At 71.6% G+C, this 18575-nt stretch carries 18 protein-coding genes; all 18 read left to right on the top strand.

The window, feature by feature from the left end:
* Positions 1 to 160: 160 nt before the first annotated feature.
* Positions 161 to 1795, top strand: coding sequence for a DAK2 domain-containing protein (locus VGJ24_RS00200; protein WP_331498410.1), 1635 nt, complete (start codon positions 161 to 163; stop codon positions 1793 to 1795).
* A 12-nt stretch (positions 1796 to 1807) separates the two neighbouring features.
* Positions 1808 to 4054, top strand: coding sequence for an ATP-dependent DNA helicase RecG (locus VGJ24_RS00195; protein WP_331498409.1), 2247 nt, complete (start codon positions 1808 to 1810; stop codon positions 4052 to 4054).
* Between the two features lie 37 nt (positions 4055 to 4091).
* Positions 4092 to 4667 (top strand): 16S rRNA (guanine(966)-N(2))-methyltransferase RsmD, encoded by a 576-nt coding sequence (gene rsmD / locus VGJ24_RS00190; RefSeq protein ID WP_331498408.1) that lies wholly within the window; start codon positions 4092 to 4094, stop codon positions 4665 to 4667.
* Between the two features lie 24 nt (positions 4668 to 4691).
* Complete coding sequence (coaD, locus tag VGJ24_RS00185) at positions 4692 to 5165, top strand: pantetheine-phosphate adenylyltransferase (protein WP_331498407.1); 474 nt, start codon at positions 4692 to 4694, stop codon at positions 5163 to 5165.
* A gap of 173 nt (positions 5166 to 5338) precedes the next feature.
* On the top strand, positions 5339 to 5863 hold the full coding sequence (locus VGJ24_RS00180) for a DUF177 domain-containing protein (RefSeq protein ID WP_331498406.1): 525 nt from the start codon (positions 5339 to 5341) through the stop codon (positions 5861 to 5863).
* A 61-nt stretch (positions 5864 to 5924) separates the two neighbouring features.
* Positions 5925 to 6110 (top strand): 50S ribosomal protein L32, encoded by a 186-nt coding sequence (gene rpmF, locus VGJ24_RS00175; RefSeq protein ID WP_329650805.1) that lies wholly within the window; start codon positions 5925 to 5927, stop codon positions 6108 to 6110.
* A gap of 16 nt (positions 6111 to 6126) precedes the next feature.
* Positions 6127 to 6858, top strand: coding sequence for a ribonuclease III (rnc, locus tag VGJ24_RS00170; protein WP_331498454.1), 732 nt, complete (start codon positions 6127 to 6129; stop codon positions 6856 to 6858).
* Positions 6859 to 6870: 12 nt separating this feature from the next.
* On the top strand, positions 6871 to 7731 hold the full coding sequence (gene mutM, locus VGJ24_RS00165) for a bifunctional DNA-formamidopyrimidine glycosylase/DNA-(apurinic or apyrimidinic site) lyase (RefSeq protein ID WP_331498405.1): 861 nt from the start codon (positions 6871 to 6873) through the stop codon (positions 7729 to 7731).
* Positions 7732 to 7821: 90 nt separating this feature from the next.
* A complete protein-coding gene (locus tag VGJ24_RS00160) occupies positions 7822 to 8028 on the top strand; it encodes a hypothetical protein (protein WP_331498404.1) in 207 nt (68 codons plus the stop codon).
* 220 nt (positions 8029 to 8248) lie between these two features.
* Positions 8249 to 9499, top strand: coding sequence for an MFS transporter (locus VGJ24_RS00155; protein WP_331498453.1), 1251 nt, complete (start codon positions 8249 to 8251; stop codon positions 9497 to 9499).
* A 2-nt stretch (positions 9500 to 9501) separates the two neighbouring features.
* Positions 9502 to 10371 (top strand): DUF6576 domain-containing protein, encoded by an 870-nt coding sequence (locus VGJ24_RS00150; protein ID WP_331498452.1) that lies wholly within the window; start codon positions 9502 to 9504, stop codon positions 10369 to 10371.
* Between the two features lie 158 nt (positions 10372 to 10529).
* The gene (gene smc / locus VGJ24_RS00145) at positions 10530 to 14078 is read left to right on the top strand and encodes a chromosome segregation protein SMC (protein ID WP_331498403.1); all 3549 of its coding nucleotides are present in this window, start codon (positions 10530 to 10532) and stop codon (positions 14076 to 14078) included.
* Between the two features lie 88 nt (positions 14079 to 14166).
* Positions 14167 to 14607, top strand: coding sequence for an acyl-CoA thioesterase (locus VGJ24_RS00140; RefSeq protein ID WP_331498402.1), 441 nt, complete (start codon positions 14167 to 14169; stop codon positions 14605 to 14607).
* Positions 14604 to 15002 carry a DUF1801 domain-containing protein gene (locus VGJ24_RS00135; RefSeq protein WP_331498401.1) on the top strand — a complete coding sequence of 133 codons (399 nt, stop codon included), beginning with the start codon at positions 14604 to 14606 and terminating at the stop codon, positions 15000 to 15002. The genes VGJ24_RS00140 and VGJ24_RS00135 overlap by 4 nt, the downstream gene beginning before the upstream one ends.
* 68 nt (positions 15003 to 15070) lie before the next feature.
* The gene (locus VGJ24_RS00130) at positions 15071 to 15340 is read left to right on the top strand and encodes a hypothetical protein (protein WP_331498400.1); all 270 of its coding nucleotides are present in this window, start codon (positions 15071 to 15073) and stop codon (positions 15338 to 15340) included.
* Positions 15341 to 15518: 178 nt separating this feature from the next.
* Entirely contained in the window at positions 15519 to 16646 is a 1128-nt protein-coding gene (gene ftsY, locus VGJ24_RS00125) for a signal recognition particle-docking protein FtsY (protein ID WP_331498399.1), read from the top strand.
* Positions 16643 to 17446, top strand: coding sequence for a hypothetical protein (locus VGJ24_RS00120; RefSeq protein WP_331498398.1), 804 nt, complete (start codon positions 16643 to 16645; stop codon positions 17444 to 17446). Before ftsY ends, VGJ24_RS00120 begins: the two co-directional genes overlap by 4 nt.
* Before the next feature lie 56 nt (positions 17447 to 17502).
* Positions 17503 to 18480: a hypothetical protein gene (locus VGJ24_RS00115; RefSeq protein ID WP_331498397.1), complete on the top strand. Its 978-nt coding sequence runs from the start codon at positions 17503 to 17505 to the stop codon at positions 18478 to 18480.
* Positions 18481 to 18575 lie beyond the last annotated feature (95 nt).

Raw genomic sequence — 18575 nt, 5'->3', positions numbered from 1 at the left:
GCGCGGAGCGGGCAACCGGGAAAGAATATCTGACGCACCCGCACGCGGACGAATCAACGACCCGGACCACGGCTGCCCCTCGAACACCTTCCGTCGAGGAGCACTAACCTGGCAGCCGCCCGAGCCTCTCGGGCCCGACCTGAGGAGCGCACGACAGACGATGGAAGCACCTACCGGCGGCGGGATCGAGCTCGCGGTCGTCCGGCGCTTCGTCGACGTCGCGGTCGACGCCCTGGCGGCGGCCCGCGAGGAGATCGACGCCCTCAACGTCTACCCGGTGCCGGACGGCGACACCGGCACCAACATGTACCTCACGATGAGCGCAGCCCGCGACGCGATCCACCAGGCCGCCGCCGACGATGCCGACCTCCTCACCGCCCTCGCCGCGTTCCGCCGTGCCGCGCTGCTCGGCGCCCGGGGCAACAGCGGCGTGATCCTCAGCCAGCTGCTCGGGGCACTGGTCGCGCGGATCGGCAGGGCGAGGCACGGCGAACCCAACGCGACGATCATGGCCGAGGCGATGGCCGAGGCCACCGAGGCGGCGTACGCCGCGGTCGGGACGCCCGTGGAGGGCACGATCCTGACCGTCGCCAGGGCCGCCTCCGACGCCGCCGTACGACGAGCCGCGGACGAGCGCGCCCGGGCGCGCGACGTGTTCGCCGCGGCCGCCGGGGCCGCGCGCGAAGCCCTCGCCCACACCCCGGAGCAGCTCGAGCAGCTCCGTGCGGCCGGTGTCGTCGACGCGGGCGGTCGCGGGCTGAGCGTCATCCTCGACGCGGCCGAGACGGTGCTCACCGGGCGTCACCCGATCGAGACGCCACTGCCTCTCGGCGCGCGAGCGATCCCGGTGACCACGGGCGTCGCCGACCTGAGCGAGGCCGGTCCGTCGTACGAGGTGATGTACCTCCTCGACGCCGAGGACGACGCCGTGCCGGCGCTGCGCGAGGCCCTCGCGCCACTCGGCGACTCCCTCGTCGTGGTCGGGGGAGAGGGGCTGTGGAACGTCCACGTCCACGTCGACGACGTCGGTGCCGCGATCGAGGCGGGCATCGCCGCCGGTCATCCGCACCGGGTCCGGGTCACGCACTTCGCGGAGCAGGTCGCCGCCGCGGCGCGCCGTAGCCAGGCCCGCGCCGGCCGCCGCATCGTCGCGGTGTCCGCCGGTCCCGGTCTGGCCCGGCTGTTCGGCGAAGCGGGTGCGATCGTGATCGAGGGCGGTCCCGGCAACCGGCCCTCGACGGGGATGATCCTGGACGCGATCGCCGAGTCCGGCGCTGCCGAGGTCGTGATCCTGCCCAACGACCACGACTCGGTGCGTGCCGCGCGCATCGCCGCGCGGACCGCCGAGGAGGACCTCGACGTCCGGGTGGCGGTGATCCCGACCGAGGCGCAGGTCCAGGGGCTCGCGGCCCTGGCGGTCCACGAGCCGGCCCGCGGGTTCGACGCCGACGTCCTCGAGATGACCGCCACCGCCCGGCACACCCGCCACGGTGCGGTCACCATCGCCGCCCGGCAGGCGATCACGATGGCCGGTCCCTGCGAGCCCGGCGACGTCCTCGGCGTGATCGAGGGCGACTTCGCGGTGGTCGGTCACGACCTGACCGCGGTCGCGACGGAGATCCTCGAGCGGATGCTCGGCGGAGGCGGCGAGCTGGTCACCCTCGTCAGCGGCGCCGATGCGAACGGACTGACCCAGCAGTGCGAGGAGTACGTCGCCGACCGTCACGCGCATGTCGACGTCATGGTGTACGACGGGGGGCAGGACCGTTACCCGCTGCTGATGTCCGTCGAGTGACTGGAGGGCCTGGTGATCGACCTCGACTCGCCCGTGGCATCGGTGCTCGGCGCCCAGACCAAGAAGGGCAAGGCCAAGAAGATCACCGACGGCCTCGGCCTGCGCACGGTCGGCGACCTGCTGTTCCACTTCCCTCGGCGCTACGTCCGCACCGGCGAGCTGACCAAGGTCACCGACCTGCGCAGCGGGGAGATGCTCACGGTGGTCGGTGAGATCGTCGAGAGCACCGTCAACACCTACCTCGACCGCCGCTCACGGCGCACGGCGTACCGGCTCGACACGACGCTGCAGACCGACGGCCCGGCGCTGCGGATGTCGTTCTTCGCCAAGTCGAAGCACGTGAGCGAGTGGCACGCGGGTCGGCTCTCGGTCGGGCGACGGGGCGTGTTCATCGGCAAGGTCGGCACCTTCCGCGGGCAGTGGCAGCTGACCAACCCGACCATGGTGCTGTTCGGTCTTCCCGACGAGGACGACGACGAGGACGAGACCGCCGGTGCCGCGGTCGCCTCGATCAAGGCGCTGTTCCCGCTCTACCCGCTGACCAAGGGCGTCCACTCGTGGGACCTCCAGCGCGCGATCGCGTTCGCCCTGACCGTCATCGACGACCTGCCCGACCCGCTGCCCGACGACGTACGCCGCGGCCACGAGCTGCCCGACCTGTCGACCGCGCTGCGTCACATCCACTCGCCCGACTCGTGGCCCGAGCTGCAGCAGGCCCAACGCCGGTTCCGCTTCGACGAGGCGCTGGTGACCCAGCTCGTGATGGCGCGCCGCCGGGCCGCACTGGCCGGGCTCGGGGGCCAGGCCCGGGCCGGCGGCGGCGGCCTGCTCGCGGCGTTCGACGAGCGGTTGCCGTTCACGCTCACCGGCGGCCAAGAGGTGGTCTCGGCCGAGATCATGGCCGAGCTCGCGCGGCCCCACCCGATGAACCGGCTGCTGCAGGGCGAGGTCGGCTCCGGCAAGACGCTGGTGGCGCTGCGGGCGATGCTCCGTGTCGTCGACTCCGGTGGCCAGGCGGCCCTGCTGGCCCCGACCGAGGTCCTGGCCCAGCAACACCTCCGCTCGATCACGGCGATGCTCGGCGACCTCGCCCAGGGGGGGATGCTCGGTGGCGCCGCCGAGGCGACCACCGTCGCCCTGCTCACCGGCTCGATGCCCAGGTCCGCCCGCGCGGAGGCCCTCCTGCGTGCCGCCAGCGGTGAGGCCGGGATCGTGGTCGGCACCCATGCCTTGCTGCAGGAGCACGTGCAGTTCGCCGACCTCGGGCTCGTCGTGGTCGACGAGCAGCACCGCTTCGGGGTCGAGCAGCGCGCGGCGCTCACGGACAAGGCGGGCACGCCCCCCCAGGTGCTGGTGATGACCGCGACGCCGATCCCGCGCACGGTCGCGATGACAGTCTTCGGCGACCTCGAGGTCTCGACGCTCACCGAGCTCCCCGCCGGCCGCGCGGCGATCCAGACGAACGTCGTACCCCTCGCCGAGCAGCCGGCCTGGATCGAACGCGTCTGGACACGGGTGCGCGAGGAGGTCGAGAAGGGCCACCAGGTGTACGTCGTGTGCCCGCGCATCACCGGCGACGAGCTCGAGCAGGGTGAGTCCGACGTGCCGGCCCTCGACGACGACGGCGAGCCGGTGGCGGCAGCCCATGCCCTGAGCGCTGCCGAGGAGGTCGTCGAGTCGCTGCGCGGCGGGGCCCTCAGCGGGCTCCGGCTCGACCTGCTCCACGGCCGCCTGCCACCCGACGACAAGGACCGCGCGATGCGCGCCTTCGCCGCGGGGACGACCGACGTGCTCGTCGCGACCACGGTGATCGAGGTCGGTGTCGACGTCGCGAACGCGACCGCGATGGTGCTGCTCGACGCCGACCGCTTCGGCATCTCCCAGCTCCACCAGCTGCGCGGCCGCGTGGGCCGTGGCGGTTTTCCCGGGCTGTGCCTCCTGGTCACGCACGCCGAAGCAGGCAGCCCCGCCCGCGAGCGCCTCGACGCCGTGGCCGGCACCACCGACGGCTTCGAGCTCAGCCGGGTCGACCTCGAGCAGCGTCGTGAGGGCGACGTGCTCGGCCGGTCGCAGTCCGGGTTCCACAGCTCGCTGCAGCAGCTGCGTGTCCTCCGCGACGAGGACACGATCCTCGAGGCCCGCGCGGCCGCGACCGCACTGCTGGCCGACGATCCCGAGCTCGTACGCACACCCGACCTCCGGCTGCTCGTGACAGAACTGGAGCATTCACGGCAGTCTGAGTTCATGGAGAAGTCATGACCGCGCCGTGCGGGTTCACCGGGAGACCGGCACGGCCATGACTCGCATCATCGGGGGACGAGTGGGCGGCCGTCGCATCGCCACGCCACGGGGGGTCAGCACCCGTCCGACCAGCGACCGCGTGCGCGAGGCGCTCTTCTCCGCCATCGAGTCGTGGTGCGGGTCGCTCGCCGGGCTCCGCTTCCTCGACCTGTACGCCGGGTCGGGTGCGGTCGGGCTGGAGGCCTGGTCGCGCGGAGCCGGCGTGGTCACGCTGGTCGAGCAGGACCGGCGTACCGCCTCGATGATCAGTGCGAACGCCCACGACCTCGGCTTCAACAAGGCACAGGTCGTGACCGGACCGGTGGCCGGCGCGTTGTCCCGGCCGCCGACCGCGCCGTACGACGTCGCGTTCCTCGACCCGCCGTACGCCCACGCCGAGGACGACCTGGCCGCCGACCTGATCGCCCTCGTCGACCAGGACTGGCTCGTGCCCGGCGCGATGGTGGTCGTCGAGCGAGGCACGCGGGGCGGTGAGCCCGCCTGGCCGGACGGCTTCGGCGCGAGCCGGGAGAAGAAGTACGGCGAGACGGTGCTCTGGTACGTTCACGCCGCCGCGTCCAGCACCGCCTAGCCGAACCGGACTCCAGGAGGCCCCTTGCGCCGCGCCGTCTGCCCCGGGTCGTTCGACCCGGCCACGTTCGGGCACGTCGACATCGTGCGCCGCGCCTCGCGGCTGTTCGACGAGGTGATCGTCGCGGTGGGCACCAACGTCAGCAAGAACCGGCTGTTCGACGCCGACGAGCGGATCACGATGATGCGGCGCGCCTGCGCCGACCTCTCCAACGTTTCGGTGGAGGGCTTCACCGGCCTGGTCACGACGTTCTGCGCCGAGCGCGACGTCGACGCCATCGTGAAGGGGCTGCGAGCTGCCAGCGACTTCGACTACGAGCTCCAGATGGCGCAGATGAACTCCTCCCTCACCGGCGTCGAGACGGTGTTCATCCCGACCAGCCCTGAACGCGGCTTCGTCTCCTCGTCGCTGGTCAAGGAGGTCGCGGGCTTCGGTGGCGACGTCTCGTCGTTCGTCCCGGGGTTCGTCCACGACCTGCTGAAGGAACGCCTGGCCTGACGCCGACCCGGCGCCGAGCGCACCGAAAACACGCCGAGTCGGCACGCGACGACTCGGCGAGATGGGGCCGCTGGTTTTGCGCCCCTGACCTGGCCGGATACGATACGAGGCGATCTGTTGTGGCCAGAAGAAGAAGTGAACCCCTGAGCAAACTGGACCCGAGAGCGCCGCTCGTGCTCGATACTCGCGAGCTCGGTCGCCGCCCGGGGTCCCAGCGCGAGGTGTCACGGACGGTTCCGGCACCGGCAGATCTGGGCATCGAGGTCCTCGGCGTCACCGAAGGCTCTCCGGTCGATCTCGACCTGAGGTTGGAGGCGGTCATGGAGGGCGTCCTGGTCACCGCGACGGCGTCAGTCGCCGTCGTCGGCGAGTGCGCACGGTGCCTGGAGCCGATCTCCGACGACGTCGAGGTGAGGTTCCAGGAGCTGTTCGTGTACGACGACCAGAGCGTCGATCCGGACGAGGAGCTCGAGGTCAGCACGCTCCAGGACGACCTGGTCGACCTGGAGCCGCTGCTGCGGGACGCGGTGGTGCTCGCACTGCCGTTCCAGCCGTTGTGCCAGGACGACTGTCCCGGACTGTGCGTCGAGTGCGGCGCCCGGCTCGCGGATGATCCGGACCACGGGCACGACGCGCCGGTCGACCCGCGGTGGACGGCGCTGAGCGCGCTGGTCGAGCCCGAGCAGGCAGAAGACTAGGTAGTCCGGCAACGCACGATGACCCACCGGGACCGGTGGGCCCACGACGTAGGAGAGAACAGTGGCAGTCCCGAAGCGGAAGATGTCGCGCAGCAACACCCGCCATCGGCGCTCGCAGTGGAAGGCCGTGGCGCCGACGCTGGTGACCTGCGCCAACCCCGCGTGCGGTGCCAAGCACCTGCCGCACCGTGCCTGCGGCACCTGCGGCCAGTACGGCGCGCGCGGCGCCCGTCGCCAGGTCCTCTGAGACCGGGTCCAGGACCCTGAACTACGCCTCGCTGCGTACGTCGCTCGGCGAACCCACCCTGGACGCCGAGCTGCTGGAGCGTGCACTCACGCACCGGTCGTACGCCTATGAGCACGGCGGCCTGCCGACCAACGAACGGCTGGAGTTCCTCGGTGACTCCGTGCTCGGCGTGGTCGTCACCGAGACGCTGTACCGCACCCACCCGGACCTCTCCGAAGGCCACCTCGCCAAGCTCCGCGCCGCCGTGGTCAACGCCCGCGCCCTGGCCGTCGTCGGCCGCAACATCGAGCTGGGCGGCTACATCAAGCTCGGCCGCGGCGAGGACACCACCGGAGGTCGCGACAAGGCCTCGATCCTGTCCGACACCGTCGAGGCGGTGATCGGCGCGGTCCACCTCTCCGGCGGGCTCGAGAGCTCCGCCGAGGTCGTCCATCTGCTCTTCGACCCGCTGATCGATGCGGCCTCGGCCCTGGGCGCGGGGCTCGACTGGAAGACCTCGCTCCAGGAGCTCTCCGCCGAGCACGGCCTCGGCGTTCCGGAGTACCTCATCGCCGACGAGGGCCCCGACCACATGAAGACCTTCACCGCGCAGGTCCGGGTCGGCGAGCAGCGCTACGGCAATGGGGTCGGCCGCTCCAAGAAGGAGGCCGAGCAGGCCGCCGCGGAGACGGCGTACGGCGAGCTTGCGGCGTCGTTGGGTGTCTCCGACCCCGTGATCGACGCGGTCGTCGAGGCGACCGACGACTGACCAGCCACCACTGTGCCCGAGCTTCCCGAGGTCGAGACCGTCCGCGACGGCCTCGCTCGCCACGTCGTCGGCCGCACCATCGGCTCGGTCACCGTCCTCCATCCCCGTCCGGTACGCCGTGACCATCGCGGGCCTGCGGGCTTCGCCGCCGCACTGACCGGCCGCCGCTTCGAGGCGGCCCGTCGCCGCGGCAAGTACCTCTGGCTGCCCCTCGACAACGGCGACGCTCTCCTCGGCCACCTCGGGATGAGCGGTCAGCTCCTCGTGCAGGACCCCCGCCACCCCGACGAGCGCCACCTGCGGGTGCGCTTCGACCTCGGCGACCGCGAGCTCCGCTTCGTCGACCAGCGGATGTTCGGTGGCCTGGCGGTCTCCGACGGCGGCGCCGAGGTGCCACCCGAGATCGCACACATCGCCCGCGACCCCTTCGACCCCGAGTTCGACGACGACCTCTTCGTGGGCAAGGTCCGCCGGCGTAGGGCGGGCATCAAGCGCCTGCTGCTCGACCAGACGCTCGTCTCGGGCATCGGGAACATCTATGCCGACGAGGCGCTGTGGCATGCGCAGGTCCACAGCGACCGGCCGGGGGAGCGGCTCCGGCCCGTCGACCTACGCCGCGTGCTCGCCGAGGCCCGGGCGGTGATGGGCGCGGCTCTCGTGGAGGGCGGCACCAGCTTCGACGCGCTCTATGTCAACGTGAACGGCCAGTCCGGCTACTTCGACCGCTCCCTGCACGCCTACGGCCGCGAGGGCGAGCCGTGTGACCGCTGCGGCACCCCGATCCGTCGGGTCGAGTTCATGAACCGCTCGTCGTACTTCTGCCCCCGCTGCCAGCCGGTGCCGCGGGCGCGAAGGACCCCCGTTCGGGGGTGACCCGACATTGACCGATTCCCACCGAGGTGTCACCCTTGAAGACGGCCCCCCGGTCACGGCGGGTCTCCCACGTCGGAAGGCTCATCACACATGGCCAAGGCTCTGATCGGCCATCTGCAGCAGGACCGCGGCCTCCCCCTCCGGCTGGCCGCCGAGAACCGTCAGCTGCGGATCAGGATCGCCGAGCTGGAGGCGCTGGTCACCCGGTTGATGGAGGAGAACGACCGCCTCGCCGTCGCTTCGGCGGCCCAGGCTCTCGACCTCGATCCCGAGCACCTGGAGATGCAGCCGGCCTGACCCTCGCGGGTCCCGGCTCACCCCACCAGCGACACCCAGCGACCACGGCTCCCAGCAGGTCGCGACGCCGTACCCACGGCTCCGCACAGCGAGCGCACCAGCCCCGCTGAGCGGGCCTGGTGCGCTCTTCTCGCGCGCCTCCCGCGTACGCCGACGGGCGCGTGGAAATTGCAAGCCTCCGCACCCTCCGGCCGTCTAGGCTCTCGTCCTCGTGACCGGGATGGCGCAGGTGATCGGGGACCGCGTTGCGCCACCCCGGCTCGGCGGCAGCTTCCGATGGCTGCTCGCGTCGTCCTGGACGTCCAACCTCGGCGACGGCCTGGCCCTGGCGGCCGGACCGCTGCTGGTCGCCTCGCAGACCCACGAGCCGTTCCTCGTCGCGCTCGCCGCGCTCCTGCAGCGCCTGCCCTGGCTGCTGTTCGGCCTGTACGCCGGTGCGCTCGCCGACCGCGTTGACCGGCGCCGGATGGTCATGGTCTGCGACGCGCTGCGCGTGGTCGTGCTCGCGGTCCTCGCGCTCGCCATCGGGGCCGGCGACGTGGACATCCGCGTCGTCCTCGTCGCGATGCTCCTGATCGGCCTGACCGAGCTGTTCTCCGACAGCGCGGCGCGCACCCTGCTCCCGATGCTGGTACGGCGCGAGGACCTCGGGATCGGCAACGCCCGGCTGATGACCGGCACCATCGCGCTCAACCAGCTGGCCGGGCCCCCGCTGGGCGCGTTCCTGTTCGCGGCCGGCATGGCGCTCCCGTTCGTGACCCAGGCCGTCTGCGTCGGGCTGGGGGTCGTGCTCATCGCCAAGGTCGCCACCCCGCCGGGCGCGGTCCGCGACCTCGAGGGGACCCACGTCCGCCAGGACATCGTCGACGGCATCCGATGGCTGATGGGGCACTCCGCGGTGCGCACCCTCGCGCTGGTGATCCTCACCTTCAACGTCACCTGGGCCGCGGCATGGGCCGTGCTGGTGCTCTACTCGACCCAGGTGCTGGGCATGGGCCCGGTCGGCTTCGGCTTGTTGACCACCGCGGCCGCCGTCGGTGGCCTGGTCTCCACAACCTGCTACGGCTGGCTGGAGCAGCACATCGGGCTGGCGACCCTGATGCGCGGCTGTCTCACGCTCGAGGTGCTCATGCACCTGGCCTTCGCCGTGAACCGCTCCCCGGTGATCGCGTTCGTCATCATGTTCGGGTTCGGGTCCTACGCGTTCGTGTGGGCGACCGTCAGCCAGACCGTGCGCCAGCGGGTGGTGCCGACGGAGTACCAAGGCCGGGTGGGGTCGGTGTACAGCGTCGGCCTGTACGGCGGCATCGTCATCGGCCAGGCGCTCGGGGGCGCGATCGCCGGCCGCTGGGGCCTGACCGCGCCGTTCTGGTTCGCGTTCGTAGGCTCCGGCATCACCCTGATCCTGATCTGGCGGGCTCTGGCCTACATCGCCCACGCCGACGTGCCGCCGGATAGCGTGACCCCGTGAGCATGCGATGGGGGATCGGCCGGCCGGGAGGCGGGTCCGACGACGGCTGGTTCCACCTGGGCAGGATCGAGGTCACCACGACCGTCCTCGTCGTCGTCCTCGCGATCGCCTCCGTCATCGAGTGGGCCTTCGAAGGCAACCTCGGCCCGGTGCAGTCCCACCTGTACCTCGACCCCGACTCGGTGGTGTCCGGTCAGGTCTGGAGAGTGCTCACCTGGCCGATCGCCTATCCCGGCGGGATCGGGCTCCTGGACGCGTTCGCGATCTTCATCTTCTGGTACTTCGGCACCGAGATCGAGAGCCTGCTCGGCAAGAAGAAGATGGCCTGGTTCCTCGGCCTGATCACCGTGGGCCTCGGAGTGCTCTGGGTGGCCGTGGTCCAGCTGAGCACGCTGTACGGCACGCTGTCGTCGGTCAACCAGCTCGAGCTGATGGTGCTGCTGGTCTTCATCGCCGAGTACCCCCACCGGCGCTTCTTCTTCAACATCCCCGGCTGGGTGATCGGGGCGATCATCATCGGCATCTCGGTGCTCAGCTACGTCGGCAACCGGCAGTGGCTGCTCCTGCTGAACTTCGCGCTGGGGCTGCTCCTGACCGCGGTCGTCGCTCGGTCGATGGGCCTGATGTCGGAGTGGCGCGGGGTGCCCAACCTCAAGCTCCGTCGCAAGCCGAAGGCCAAACGGCAGCGGCGTACGTCGGGACCGACGGTGGTCCAGGGGCCCTGGCAGCCATCCGGGGCACCACCCGTCTCGCGCGACCAGGCCGCCCTCGACGCGCTGCTGGACAAGATCAGCGCCGGCGGGATGGACTCGCTGACCGACCAGGAGCGGGAGCAGCTGATGATCCTGCGCGACCGCCTGCGCCGCCGCTGAGCGCCGACTCTGACCCGTCCGACACCGCCCCGGATGCCCGGGATCGCCGATCACCCTGGGTAGGGTGAGCACCGCTGCACTTCCCCCGCTCGTCCTCCGCGCGCCTGCAGTCAGATCGACAACCCCGGTCGCCGCGCCGTTGAGGTCAAGGAGCCACGTTGTACCTGAAGAGCCTGACCCTCAAGGGGTTCAAGTCCTTCGCTTCGTCGACGACGCTTCAGCTCGAGCCGGGCATCACCTGCGTCGTCGGCCCCAACGGCTCCGGCAAGTCCAACGTCGTGGACGCCCTGGCCTGGGTGATGGGTGAGCAGGGCGCCAAGAGCCTGCGCGGCGGCAAGATGGAGGACGTCATCTTCGCCGGCACCGCCGGCCGCCCGCCGCTGGGGCGCGCCGAGGTGCTGCTGACCATCGACAACGCCGACGGCGCCCTGCCGATCGAGTACTCCGAGGTCACGATCGGCCGGACCATGTTCCGGTCGGGCGGGTCGGAGTACGCGATCAACGGCACGCCGTGCCGCTTGCTCGACGTGCAGGAGCTGCTCAGCGACTCCGGCATCGGCCGCGAGATGCACGTGATCGTCGGACAGGGCCAGCTCGACTCGATCCTGCACGCGACCCCCGAGGACCGGCGCGGGTTCATCGAGGAGGCCGCCGGCGTCCTCAAGCACCGCAAGCGCAAGGAGAAGGCGCTCCGCAAGCTCGACTCCACCGACGGCAACCTGACGCGTCTGAGCGATCTGCTCAGCGAGATCCGGCGGCAGCTCAAGCCGCTCGGGCGGCAGGCCGAGGTCGCCCGCAAGGCGGCCGTCGTGCAGGCCGACGCGCGCGACGCCCGGGCCCGGATCATGGCCGACGACCTGATGGTCGCGCGCACCGCGCTGGAGCAGGAGCTCGCCGACGAGACGATCCTGGTCGAGCGGCGCGAGGAGGTCGAGGCCGCGATCACCGCGGCCCGGGAGGCCGAGGGTCGCCTCGAGGAGGCGCTCCGTGGAGACCTGCCCGCGCTGGCCCGGGCCCAGGAGACCTGGTTCGGACTCTCCGGCCTGCGCGAGCGGCTGCGCGGTACGGCTTCACTCGCCGCCGAGCGGGTGCGCAACGCCGCTGGTTCCGAACAGGAGTCGCTGGACTTCGGCCGCGACCCGGGCGAGCTCGAGGCGGAGTCCGAGCGGGTGCGGGCCCAGGAGTCCGAGATCGCGACCGAGGTCGACCTGCACAGGTCCGCGCTCGAGCAGGCGGTGACCGACCGTCGTACGGCGGAGGAGGCGGCAGCCGACGAGGACCGCCGCGTCGCCGGCCTGGTGCGCGCCGCGGCCGACCGTCGCGAGGGACTGGCCCGGCTCGCCGGACAGGTGAACGCCCTGAAGTCGCGCGCCGCTGCCGCCGACGAGGAGCTCGGCCGGCTGGAGTCCTCGCGGGCCGCGGCGGCCGCGCGGGCCGAGCGGGCGCAGCACGACTTCACGGCGCTCGAGACCCGGATCGCCGGCCTCGACGCTGGAGAGGAGGGCCTGGATGCCGAGCACGAGTCGGCCGTCGCCGTGCTCGACGACCTCACCGATCGCTTGGCGAAGACCCGCGAGGAGGCCGCGCAGGCCGACCGCGACCGGTCCTCGCTGAACGCCCGCAAGGACGCCCTCGCGCTCGGCTTGAACCGCAAGGACGGTGCGGGTGCGCTTCTCGCCGCCTCCGGCTCGGTGTCCGGGCTGCTGGGCTCGGTGGCCGCCGTGCTGACCGTGCAGACCGGCTACGAGACCGCGGTGGCCGCCGCGCTCGGCTCGGCCGCCGACGCCGTGGCCGTCGCCGACGGTGACGCCGCGGTCGCGGCGCTCGACCACCTCAAGGTCGCCGACCTCGGTCGCGCCGGACTCCTGCTCGGCGGCGGACCGGTCCCCGACCACGCTCCGTGGCCCGCCCTCCCGGACGGCGCGGCGTACGCCCTCGACGTCGTGCAGTGTCCGGACACCTTGCGGCCGTCCCTGGCCCGCCTGCTCTTCAAGACCGCCGTCGTCGCGGACCTCGACGCGGCCCGCGCCCTCGTGGCCGACCTGCCCGACCTCACCGCGGTGACCGGCGACGGCGACGTGTACGGCGCCCACTTCGCCTCCGGTGGCTCGCAGAGCCAGCCGAGCCTGCTCGAGATCCAGGCGGCGTACGACGACGCGTCGGCCGCGCTGGCCGACGCCGTGGCCGCCTCCGAGCGACTCGGGTTCGACATCTCGCGCCTGGAGTCCGAGCGGCAGGACGCCCAGAGCCGGGTCGACGTCGCGCTGGCCAAGCTGCACGAGTCCGACGCCACGCTCGCCGCCGTCGCCGAGGAGCTCGGGCACCACGGCTCGCAGGCGCGTGCCGCCCGCTCCGAGGCCGAGCGCATCTCCCAGGCGATGGCCACCGCGCAGGAGGCCCGCGAGCAGGACCTCGCCGGGCTGGCCGAGCTCGAGGGCCGTCTCGCGGCAGCGCAGGACGCCACCGACGAAGAGCCCGAGACCGCCGAGCGCGAGCGGCTCGCCGACGCGGCGCGGGCAGCCCGCCAGGCCGAGACGGACGCCCGCCTGGCCCTCCGTACCAGCGAGGAACGGGCCCGGGCCCTGCACGGCCGTGCCGACTCGTTGGTCCGCGCCGCCGAGGCGGAGCGCGAAGCCAGGGCGCGTGCGATCGAGCGCCGCGAGCGGCTGATCCGCGAGGGCCGCGCGGCCCAGGCTGTCGGGGTCGCCGTCGGCGTCGTGCTGGCCAAACTCGAGCTGTCGATCCACCTCGCCGCCGAGGCCCGGGCTGCCGTGGAGGCCTCCCGCAGCGATCGCGAGCAGGAGCTGCTCACCGTCCGCGCCTCCCTGCGCGACCTGGACCGCGAGCACGACGAGCTGGTCAACTCCGTCCACCGCGACGAGATGGCTCGTACCCAGCAGCGCATGCGCATCGAGCAGCTCGCCGAGCGGGCACTGGAGGAGCTGGGGCTCGACGAAGACTCGCTGGTCTCCGACTACGGCCCCGACAACCTCGTGCCGTTCTCGGGCGAGGTGGCCGAGGGCGAGCCGGCGCCGGACCCCACGCCGTACGACCGCGAGGAGCAGACCAAGCGCTTCCGTACCGCCGAGCGTGCGCTGGCGATGCTCGGCAGGGTCAACCCGCTCGCGCTGGAGGAGTTCTCCGCGCTCGAGGAACGGCACAAGTACCTCACCGAGCAGCTCGAGGACCTCAAGGCCACCCGCAAGGACCTGCTCGACATCGTCCGTGAGGTGGACGCACGGGTCGAGCAGGTGTTCACCGAGGCGTACGCCGATGTGTCGGTGGCGTTCGAGCAGACCTTCTCCCGGCTGTTCCCCGGTGGCGAGGGCCGGCTGGTCCTCACCGACCCGTCCGACATGCTGGCGACCGGCGTCGAGGTCGAGGCGCGACCGCCCGGCAAGAAGGTCAAGCGGCTGTCGCTGCTCTCCGGCGGCGAGCGGTCGCTGGTGGCGGTCGCGTTCCTGGTCGCGCTGTTCAAGGCCCGACCGTCGCCGTTCTACATTCTCGACGAGGTCGAGGCCGCGCTCGACGACACCAACCTCGGCCGTCTGCTGGAGATCTACGAGGAGCTGCGGGAGAGCAGCCAGCTGCTCGTGATCACCCACCAGAAGCGCACGATGGAGGTCGGCGACGCGCTGTACGGCGTCACCATGCGAGGCGACGGCGTCTCGACGGTGATCAGCCAGCGCCTCCGCGAGTCCGCCTGAGCCCCACCCCCGTGTCACGCGGGGTCATCACCGCAGAAGTGCACACCCCCAGTGGCCAGAGCACCGCGGAAGTCGATACAAACGGAGCATGAACGAGCGAGCCCCGCGTCCCTCGCGTCGAGACTTCGTGCACTGGTCGACCGCCACTACGCGCTGGGCCGACATGGACGGATTCGGCCACATGAACAACGCCCGCTACTTCGAGCTGATCGACACCGCGATCGACGTCCACCTGCAGGCGACGATCGGCGACGCCGTCGACGACCCGGACACCATCGGGGTCTTCGCCGAGGCGTCGTGCCGGTTCTTCCAGGAGATCGCCTATCCCGCACCGATCGACCTGGGCGTCGTGGTCGACCGGGTCGGCCGGTCGTCGATCGTCTACCGAGTAGGCCTGTTCCAAGGGGACGACGCGGCGGCCGCCGAGGGGCGGGTCGTCGTGGTGTACGTCGACAACACCGACCCGGCGCGACCGGCCATGTCGATCCCCGAGCCCGTACGTGCTGCCGCGGAAGGGATCCTCCGATGAGCATCCGCGACCCCCGTGTCGACGCCTACCTCGCGCCACTCCCGGACTGGCAACGGGCCACGTTCGAGCGGGTGCGCGAGGTGCTGCACCGAGCCGACCCGGAGATGGCCGAGACGATCAAGCGCACAGTGCAGCCGTACTTCGTCTGCGAGGGGAACGTCGCGGCGTTCCTGGCCGCGAAGGACCACGTGAACGTCTTCGTCTACGACGGCGGGATCGTGCCGGATCCCCACGGGCTGATCACCGCCGGCCACGACAACAAGACCGCCCGCACCATCGGCTTCCACGAGGGCGACGACGTACCCTCCGGCGCCCTCCTGGAGTTCTTCCGGCAGCTCGTGGCCGACAACCGTTCCGGCGGCTGGCGAAAGCTGAAGGATCGCCCGCGCGAGTGAGCCGGCTGCGCCGCGCGGAGAGGCCCGGGATTTGGTGAACCTTCAGGCGGGTCTGCGAAGGTGAAGACATGATGTTCCTGGTGGTCGCCATGCTCGTGATCCTGGTGCTCGCCGGGTTGGTGGTGCTGTACGTCGCCTTCCCGCACCGTGGCGAGGACGTCCCCCACGTGCGGTGGCTGGGTCGCCTCCTGCGCAAGGGCGTCGACAACGTGCCGACCCTCGACAACACCGCCGAGGAAGGGTCCGAGCCCGAGCCGGATCCCGACGCCCGGTCGCTCGCGCTCGACCTGACGAGCCTCGACCACGGTCGTCCCGGGGGTCACCGCCGGGCTGAGTGAGGACGGTCGCGAGGACGAAGTCCGCGCGACCACCGCAGCGAACGCCGCAGCGAGCTCGCTCGCCAGGCGCTCAGACCACCTCGCGGACGAAGTCCGCGCGACCACCGCAGCGAACGCCGCAGCGAGCTCGCTCGCCAGGCGCTCAGACCATCCCCCTGGCCAATGATTGGATGACGGTATGACCGTGCTGTACCTCGTCCTCGGCATCCTGGTCCTCGCCGCGGTGATCGTCATCGGCCTGGTGACCACCGGTCGCCGCCGGGGCACGACCGCTCCGCCGCCCGTCGACGCCGACGCTCCGGCGCGCGGCGTACCGGCTCCTGCCGACGAGCAGGCGGCCGCCGAGCCCGAGGCGCCGTCGGCACCCGTCACCACCGTCGAGCGGCCGGAAGGTACGGCGTCGCGGCTGGTCCGGCTGCGGCAGCGACTGGCTGGTTCACAGGGCGGGCTGGGGCGTGGACTCCTCTCCCTCCTGTCGCGCGACCGCCTCGACGAGGACACCTGGGAGGCGATCGAGGACACCCTGCTCACCGCCGACGTCGGCGTCGCGCCGACTCAGCAGCTGGTCGACAACCTGCGCGCGAGACTTCGGGTGGGCGGCAAGGAGGCGGGTGACCCGCGCGCCGTCCTGCGCGACGAGCTGCTCCAGCTGGTCGGCCCGGACATGGACCGTCGCCTGCAGGTGTCCGGAGCCGACGGCAAGCCCGGGGTGGTGCTCGTGGTCGGCGTGAACGGCACCGGCAAGACGACGACCGTCGGCAAGCTCGCCCGGATCCTGGTGGCGGAGGACCGTTCCGTGGTGCTCGGCGCGGCCGACACGTTCCGTGCGGCGGCCGTCGACCAGCTGGCCACGTGGGGCGAGCGGGTGGGCGTCGACGTGGTGCGCGGACCCGAGGGCTCCGACCCGGCGAGCGTCGCCTTCCAGGCCGTGCAGGAGGGCATCGACCGTGGGGTCGACACCGTGCTCGTGGACACCGCCGGACGCCTTCAGAACAAGGCGGGCTTGATGGACGAGCTCGGCAAGGTCAAGCGGGTCATCGAGAAGCAGGCACCGGTGTCCGAGGTGCTGCTGGTCCTCGACGCGTCGACCGGGCAGAACGGCCTGGTCCAGGCGCGGGTCTTCTCCGAGATCGTCGACGTCACCGGGATCGCGCTGACCAAGCTCGACGGCTCGGCCAAGGGCGGGATCGTGGTCGCCGTGCAGCGAGAGCTCGGCGTACCGGTGAAGCTGGTCGGCCTCGGCGAAGGTCCCGACGACCTGGCTCCGTTCGACCCGGGCGCGTTCGTCGACGCCTTGCTCGGATGACCGGCCGGCACCGCTCCGTCGTACGCCGTGCGGCCGGGCGGGTACGGCGGACGTTGCGGGACGCGAAGGCGGCGCGTCACCCCTACCGCCGGATGGACCTGACGCAGCTCGCGCAGGAGTTCGGCAGCGACAAGTGGGGCACCCACCGATACACGCCGCACTACCAGCGCCACTTCGCCCATCTGCGCGACCGCGAGATGCTCGTCCTCGAGCTGGGCATCGGAGGGTACGCCCGTGAGGCTCAGGGTGGGTCCTCGCTGAAGATGTGGAAGTGGTTCTTCCCCCGGGCGCAGATCGTGGGGGTCGACATCCAGGACAAGTCCTTCGTCAACGAGCCGCGGATCCATGCGTTCCGGGGCTCGCAGACCAACCGGGCGCTGATGCGGCGGATCGTGAAGCGGTACGGCGCCCCCACGATCGTGATCGACGACGGAAGCCACCGACCGCCGCACGTGATCAAGAGCTTCGCGGTCCTGTTCCCGATGCTTGAGGACGGCGGGCTCTACGTGATCGAGGACATCCAGACCAGCTACTGGCCGGACTGGAAGGGCAGTCTCGACCTCGACGACCCGAACACCTCCATGGCGATGGTGAAGCGGCTGCTCGACGGGCTCAACCACGAGGAGTTCCTCGACGAGAGCTACCGGGCGACGTACACCGACCGTCACGTAGTCGCCGTGCACTGCTACCACAACCTCGTGGTCATCGAGAAGGGTGACAACCGCGAGGGAACCAACAAGCGCCAGGTGAACCGTCGGTGGTACCAGCAGATGGCACAGGCGGCCGGTCGCACCGGTTAGGGCCGGCGACACCGGGAACGGATCCCCGTGGGTGGGGAGCACTTCACGCTCCGGAATTGAGAACGATGATCGGGAACGCCAGCACCGGCGTGGTCGTGCTCAACTACGGACATCCAGGAGATACCTGGACCTGTCTTGACTCCCTGGAGATGTCCCGCGAGCTCGACCTCGAGATCGTCGTCGTCGACAACGCACCCGAAGGTGCCGACCACGACCGGCCACGAGAGGGTGTCGGGCGGCGCGCAGAGGTCGTGGCATCGGGAGCCAACCTGGGATACGCCGGCGGCAACAACCTCGGGATCGCCCGGCTCCTCGATCGGGGGGTCGACGACGTGCTTGTGCTGAACCCGACACCCGATCGAGCCGCACTCGCTGACCCGCCTTCGGCGCGTGCTCGACAACCGTCCGAGGTGTGGCGTCGTCGGTCCGAGCCGCCTGGTGACGCTGGTCACCCTCGGTGCCGTGGAGAGCCGGGCGGCCTGCTCTTCCGACTCGGGCCGGCGTCGCAGCGAGCCGGCCACCAGGATCCGCAGGTGCGGGAGGCAAGGACGGCCGGCGAAGTCGAGCAGTCGGTCGAGCCCGTCGCCGGGCGGGATCCGCCCGAGCGCGAGCACCACGCTCTCGTCCAGCGCCACCCCCGAGCCGACCCCCGTGCCCCGGCGCCACTCACCCAGTCCGGCCTGAGGGACGACGAGATCCAGGTGTGGATGGTGCCGCCGACATCGCCGTCCAGCCTCCTCGCGCAGGTTGAGCTCCGCGGGGTGCCTGCTGGCGGAGTCTTCGATCTCCCCGTGGTGGCGCCCCGCACCGGAGCCCTTGTCGAGCGGGAGGCAGATCCCCACGTCCGGCTGTTCGACGAGGACGACTTCGAGGGCGTGCTCTCGGCCGCCGTCAGCGACCTCGTCGCGGACGGCGACGGGGCGGCCGTTGCCCGCGCCTCGGCCGAGCGTGCGGCCCGGTCGCGACCCGTGGGCGAGGTGGCGGCACGCTTCGCCGACGCCGTCGCGCCGCTCCTGTCGTTCACACAGTCGTAACACGGCCTCCCGCGAACGTTGCACGACCGCAACACACGACGCCGTACGGCGAAACACCCCGACCCCACGCTGGGCGCATCGAGGTGAGCCGACGC

It is taken from the genome of Nocardioides sp., from assembly GCF_036493135.1.
Classification (GTDB): domain Bacteria; phylum Actinomycetota; class Actinomycetes; order Propionibacteriales; family Nocardioidaceae; genus Nocardioides.
This window is presented reverse-complemented; position numbering and strand designations above follow the sequence as displayed.

Excerpts from the sequence above, each read along its gene's own strand:
- VGJ24_RS00130 (WP_331498400.1), top strand. The coding sequence starts at position 15,071 with ATGATGTTCCTGGTGGTCGCCATGCTCGTGATCCTGGTGCTCGCCGGG.
- VGJ24_RS00135 (WP_331498401.1), top strand. The coding sequence starts at position 14,604 with ATGAGCATCCGCGACCCCCGTGTCGACGCCTACCTCGCGCCACTCCCG.
- ftsY (WP_331498399.1), top strand. The coding sequence starts at position 15,519 with ATGACCGTGCTGTACCTCGTCCTCGGCATCCTGGTCCTCGCCGCGGTG.
- VGJ24_RS00150 (WP_331498452.1), top strand. The coding sequence starts at position 9,502 with ATGCGATGGGGGATCGGCCGGCCGGGAGGCGGGTCCGACGACGGCTGG.
- VGJ24_RS00155 (WP_331498453.1), top strand. The coding sequence starts at position 8,249 with ATGGCGCAGGTGATCGGGGACCGCGTTGCGCCACCCCGGCTCGGCGGC.
- VGJ24_RS00120 (WP_331498398.1), top strand. The coding sequence starts at position 16,643 with ATGACCGGCCGGCACCGCTCCGTCGTACGCCGTGCGGCCGGGCGGGTA.
- VGJ24_RS00200 (WP_331498410.1), top strand. The coding sequence starts at position 161 with ATGGAAGCACCTACCGGCGGCGGGATCGAGCTCGCGGTCGTCCGGCGC.
- VGJ24_RS00160 (WP_331498404.1), top strand. The coding sequence starts at position 7,822 with ATGGCCAAGGCTCTGATCGGCCATCTGCAGCAGGACCGCGGCCTCCCC.
- rsmD (WP_331498408.1), top strand. The coding sequence starts at position 4,092 with ATGACTCGCATCATCGGGGGACGAGTGGGCGGCCGTCGCATCGCCACG.
- VGJ24_RS00140 (WP_331498402.1), top strand. The coding sequence starts at position 14,167 with ATGAACGAGCGAGCCCCGCGTCCCTCGCGTCGAGACTTCGTGCACTGG.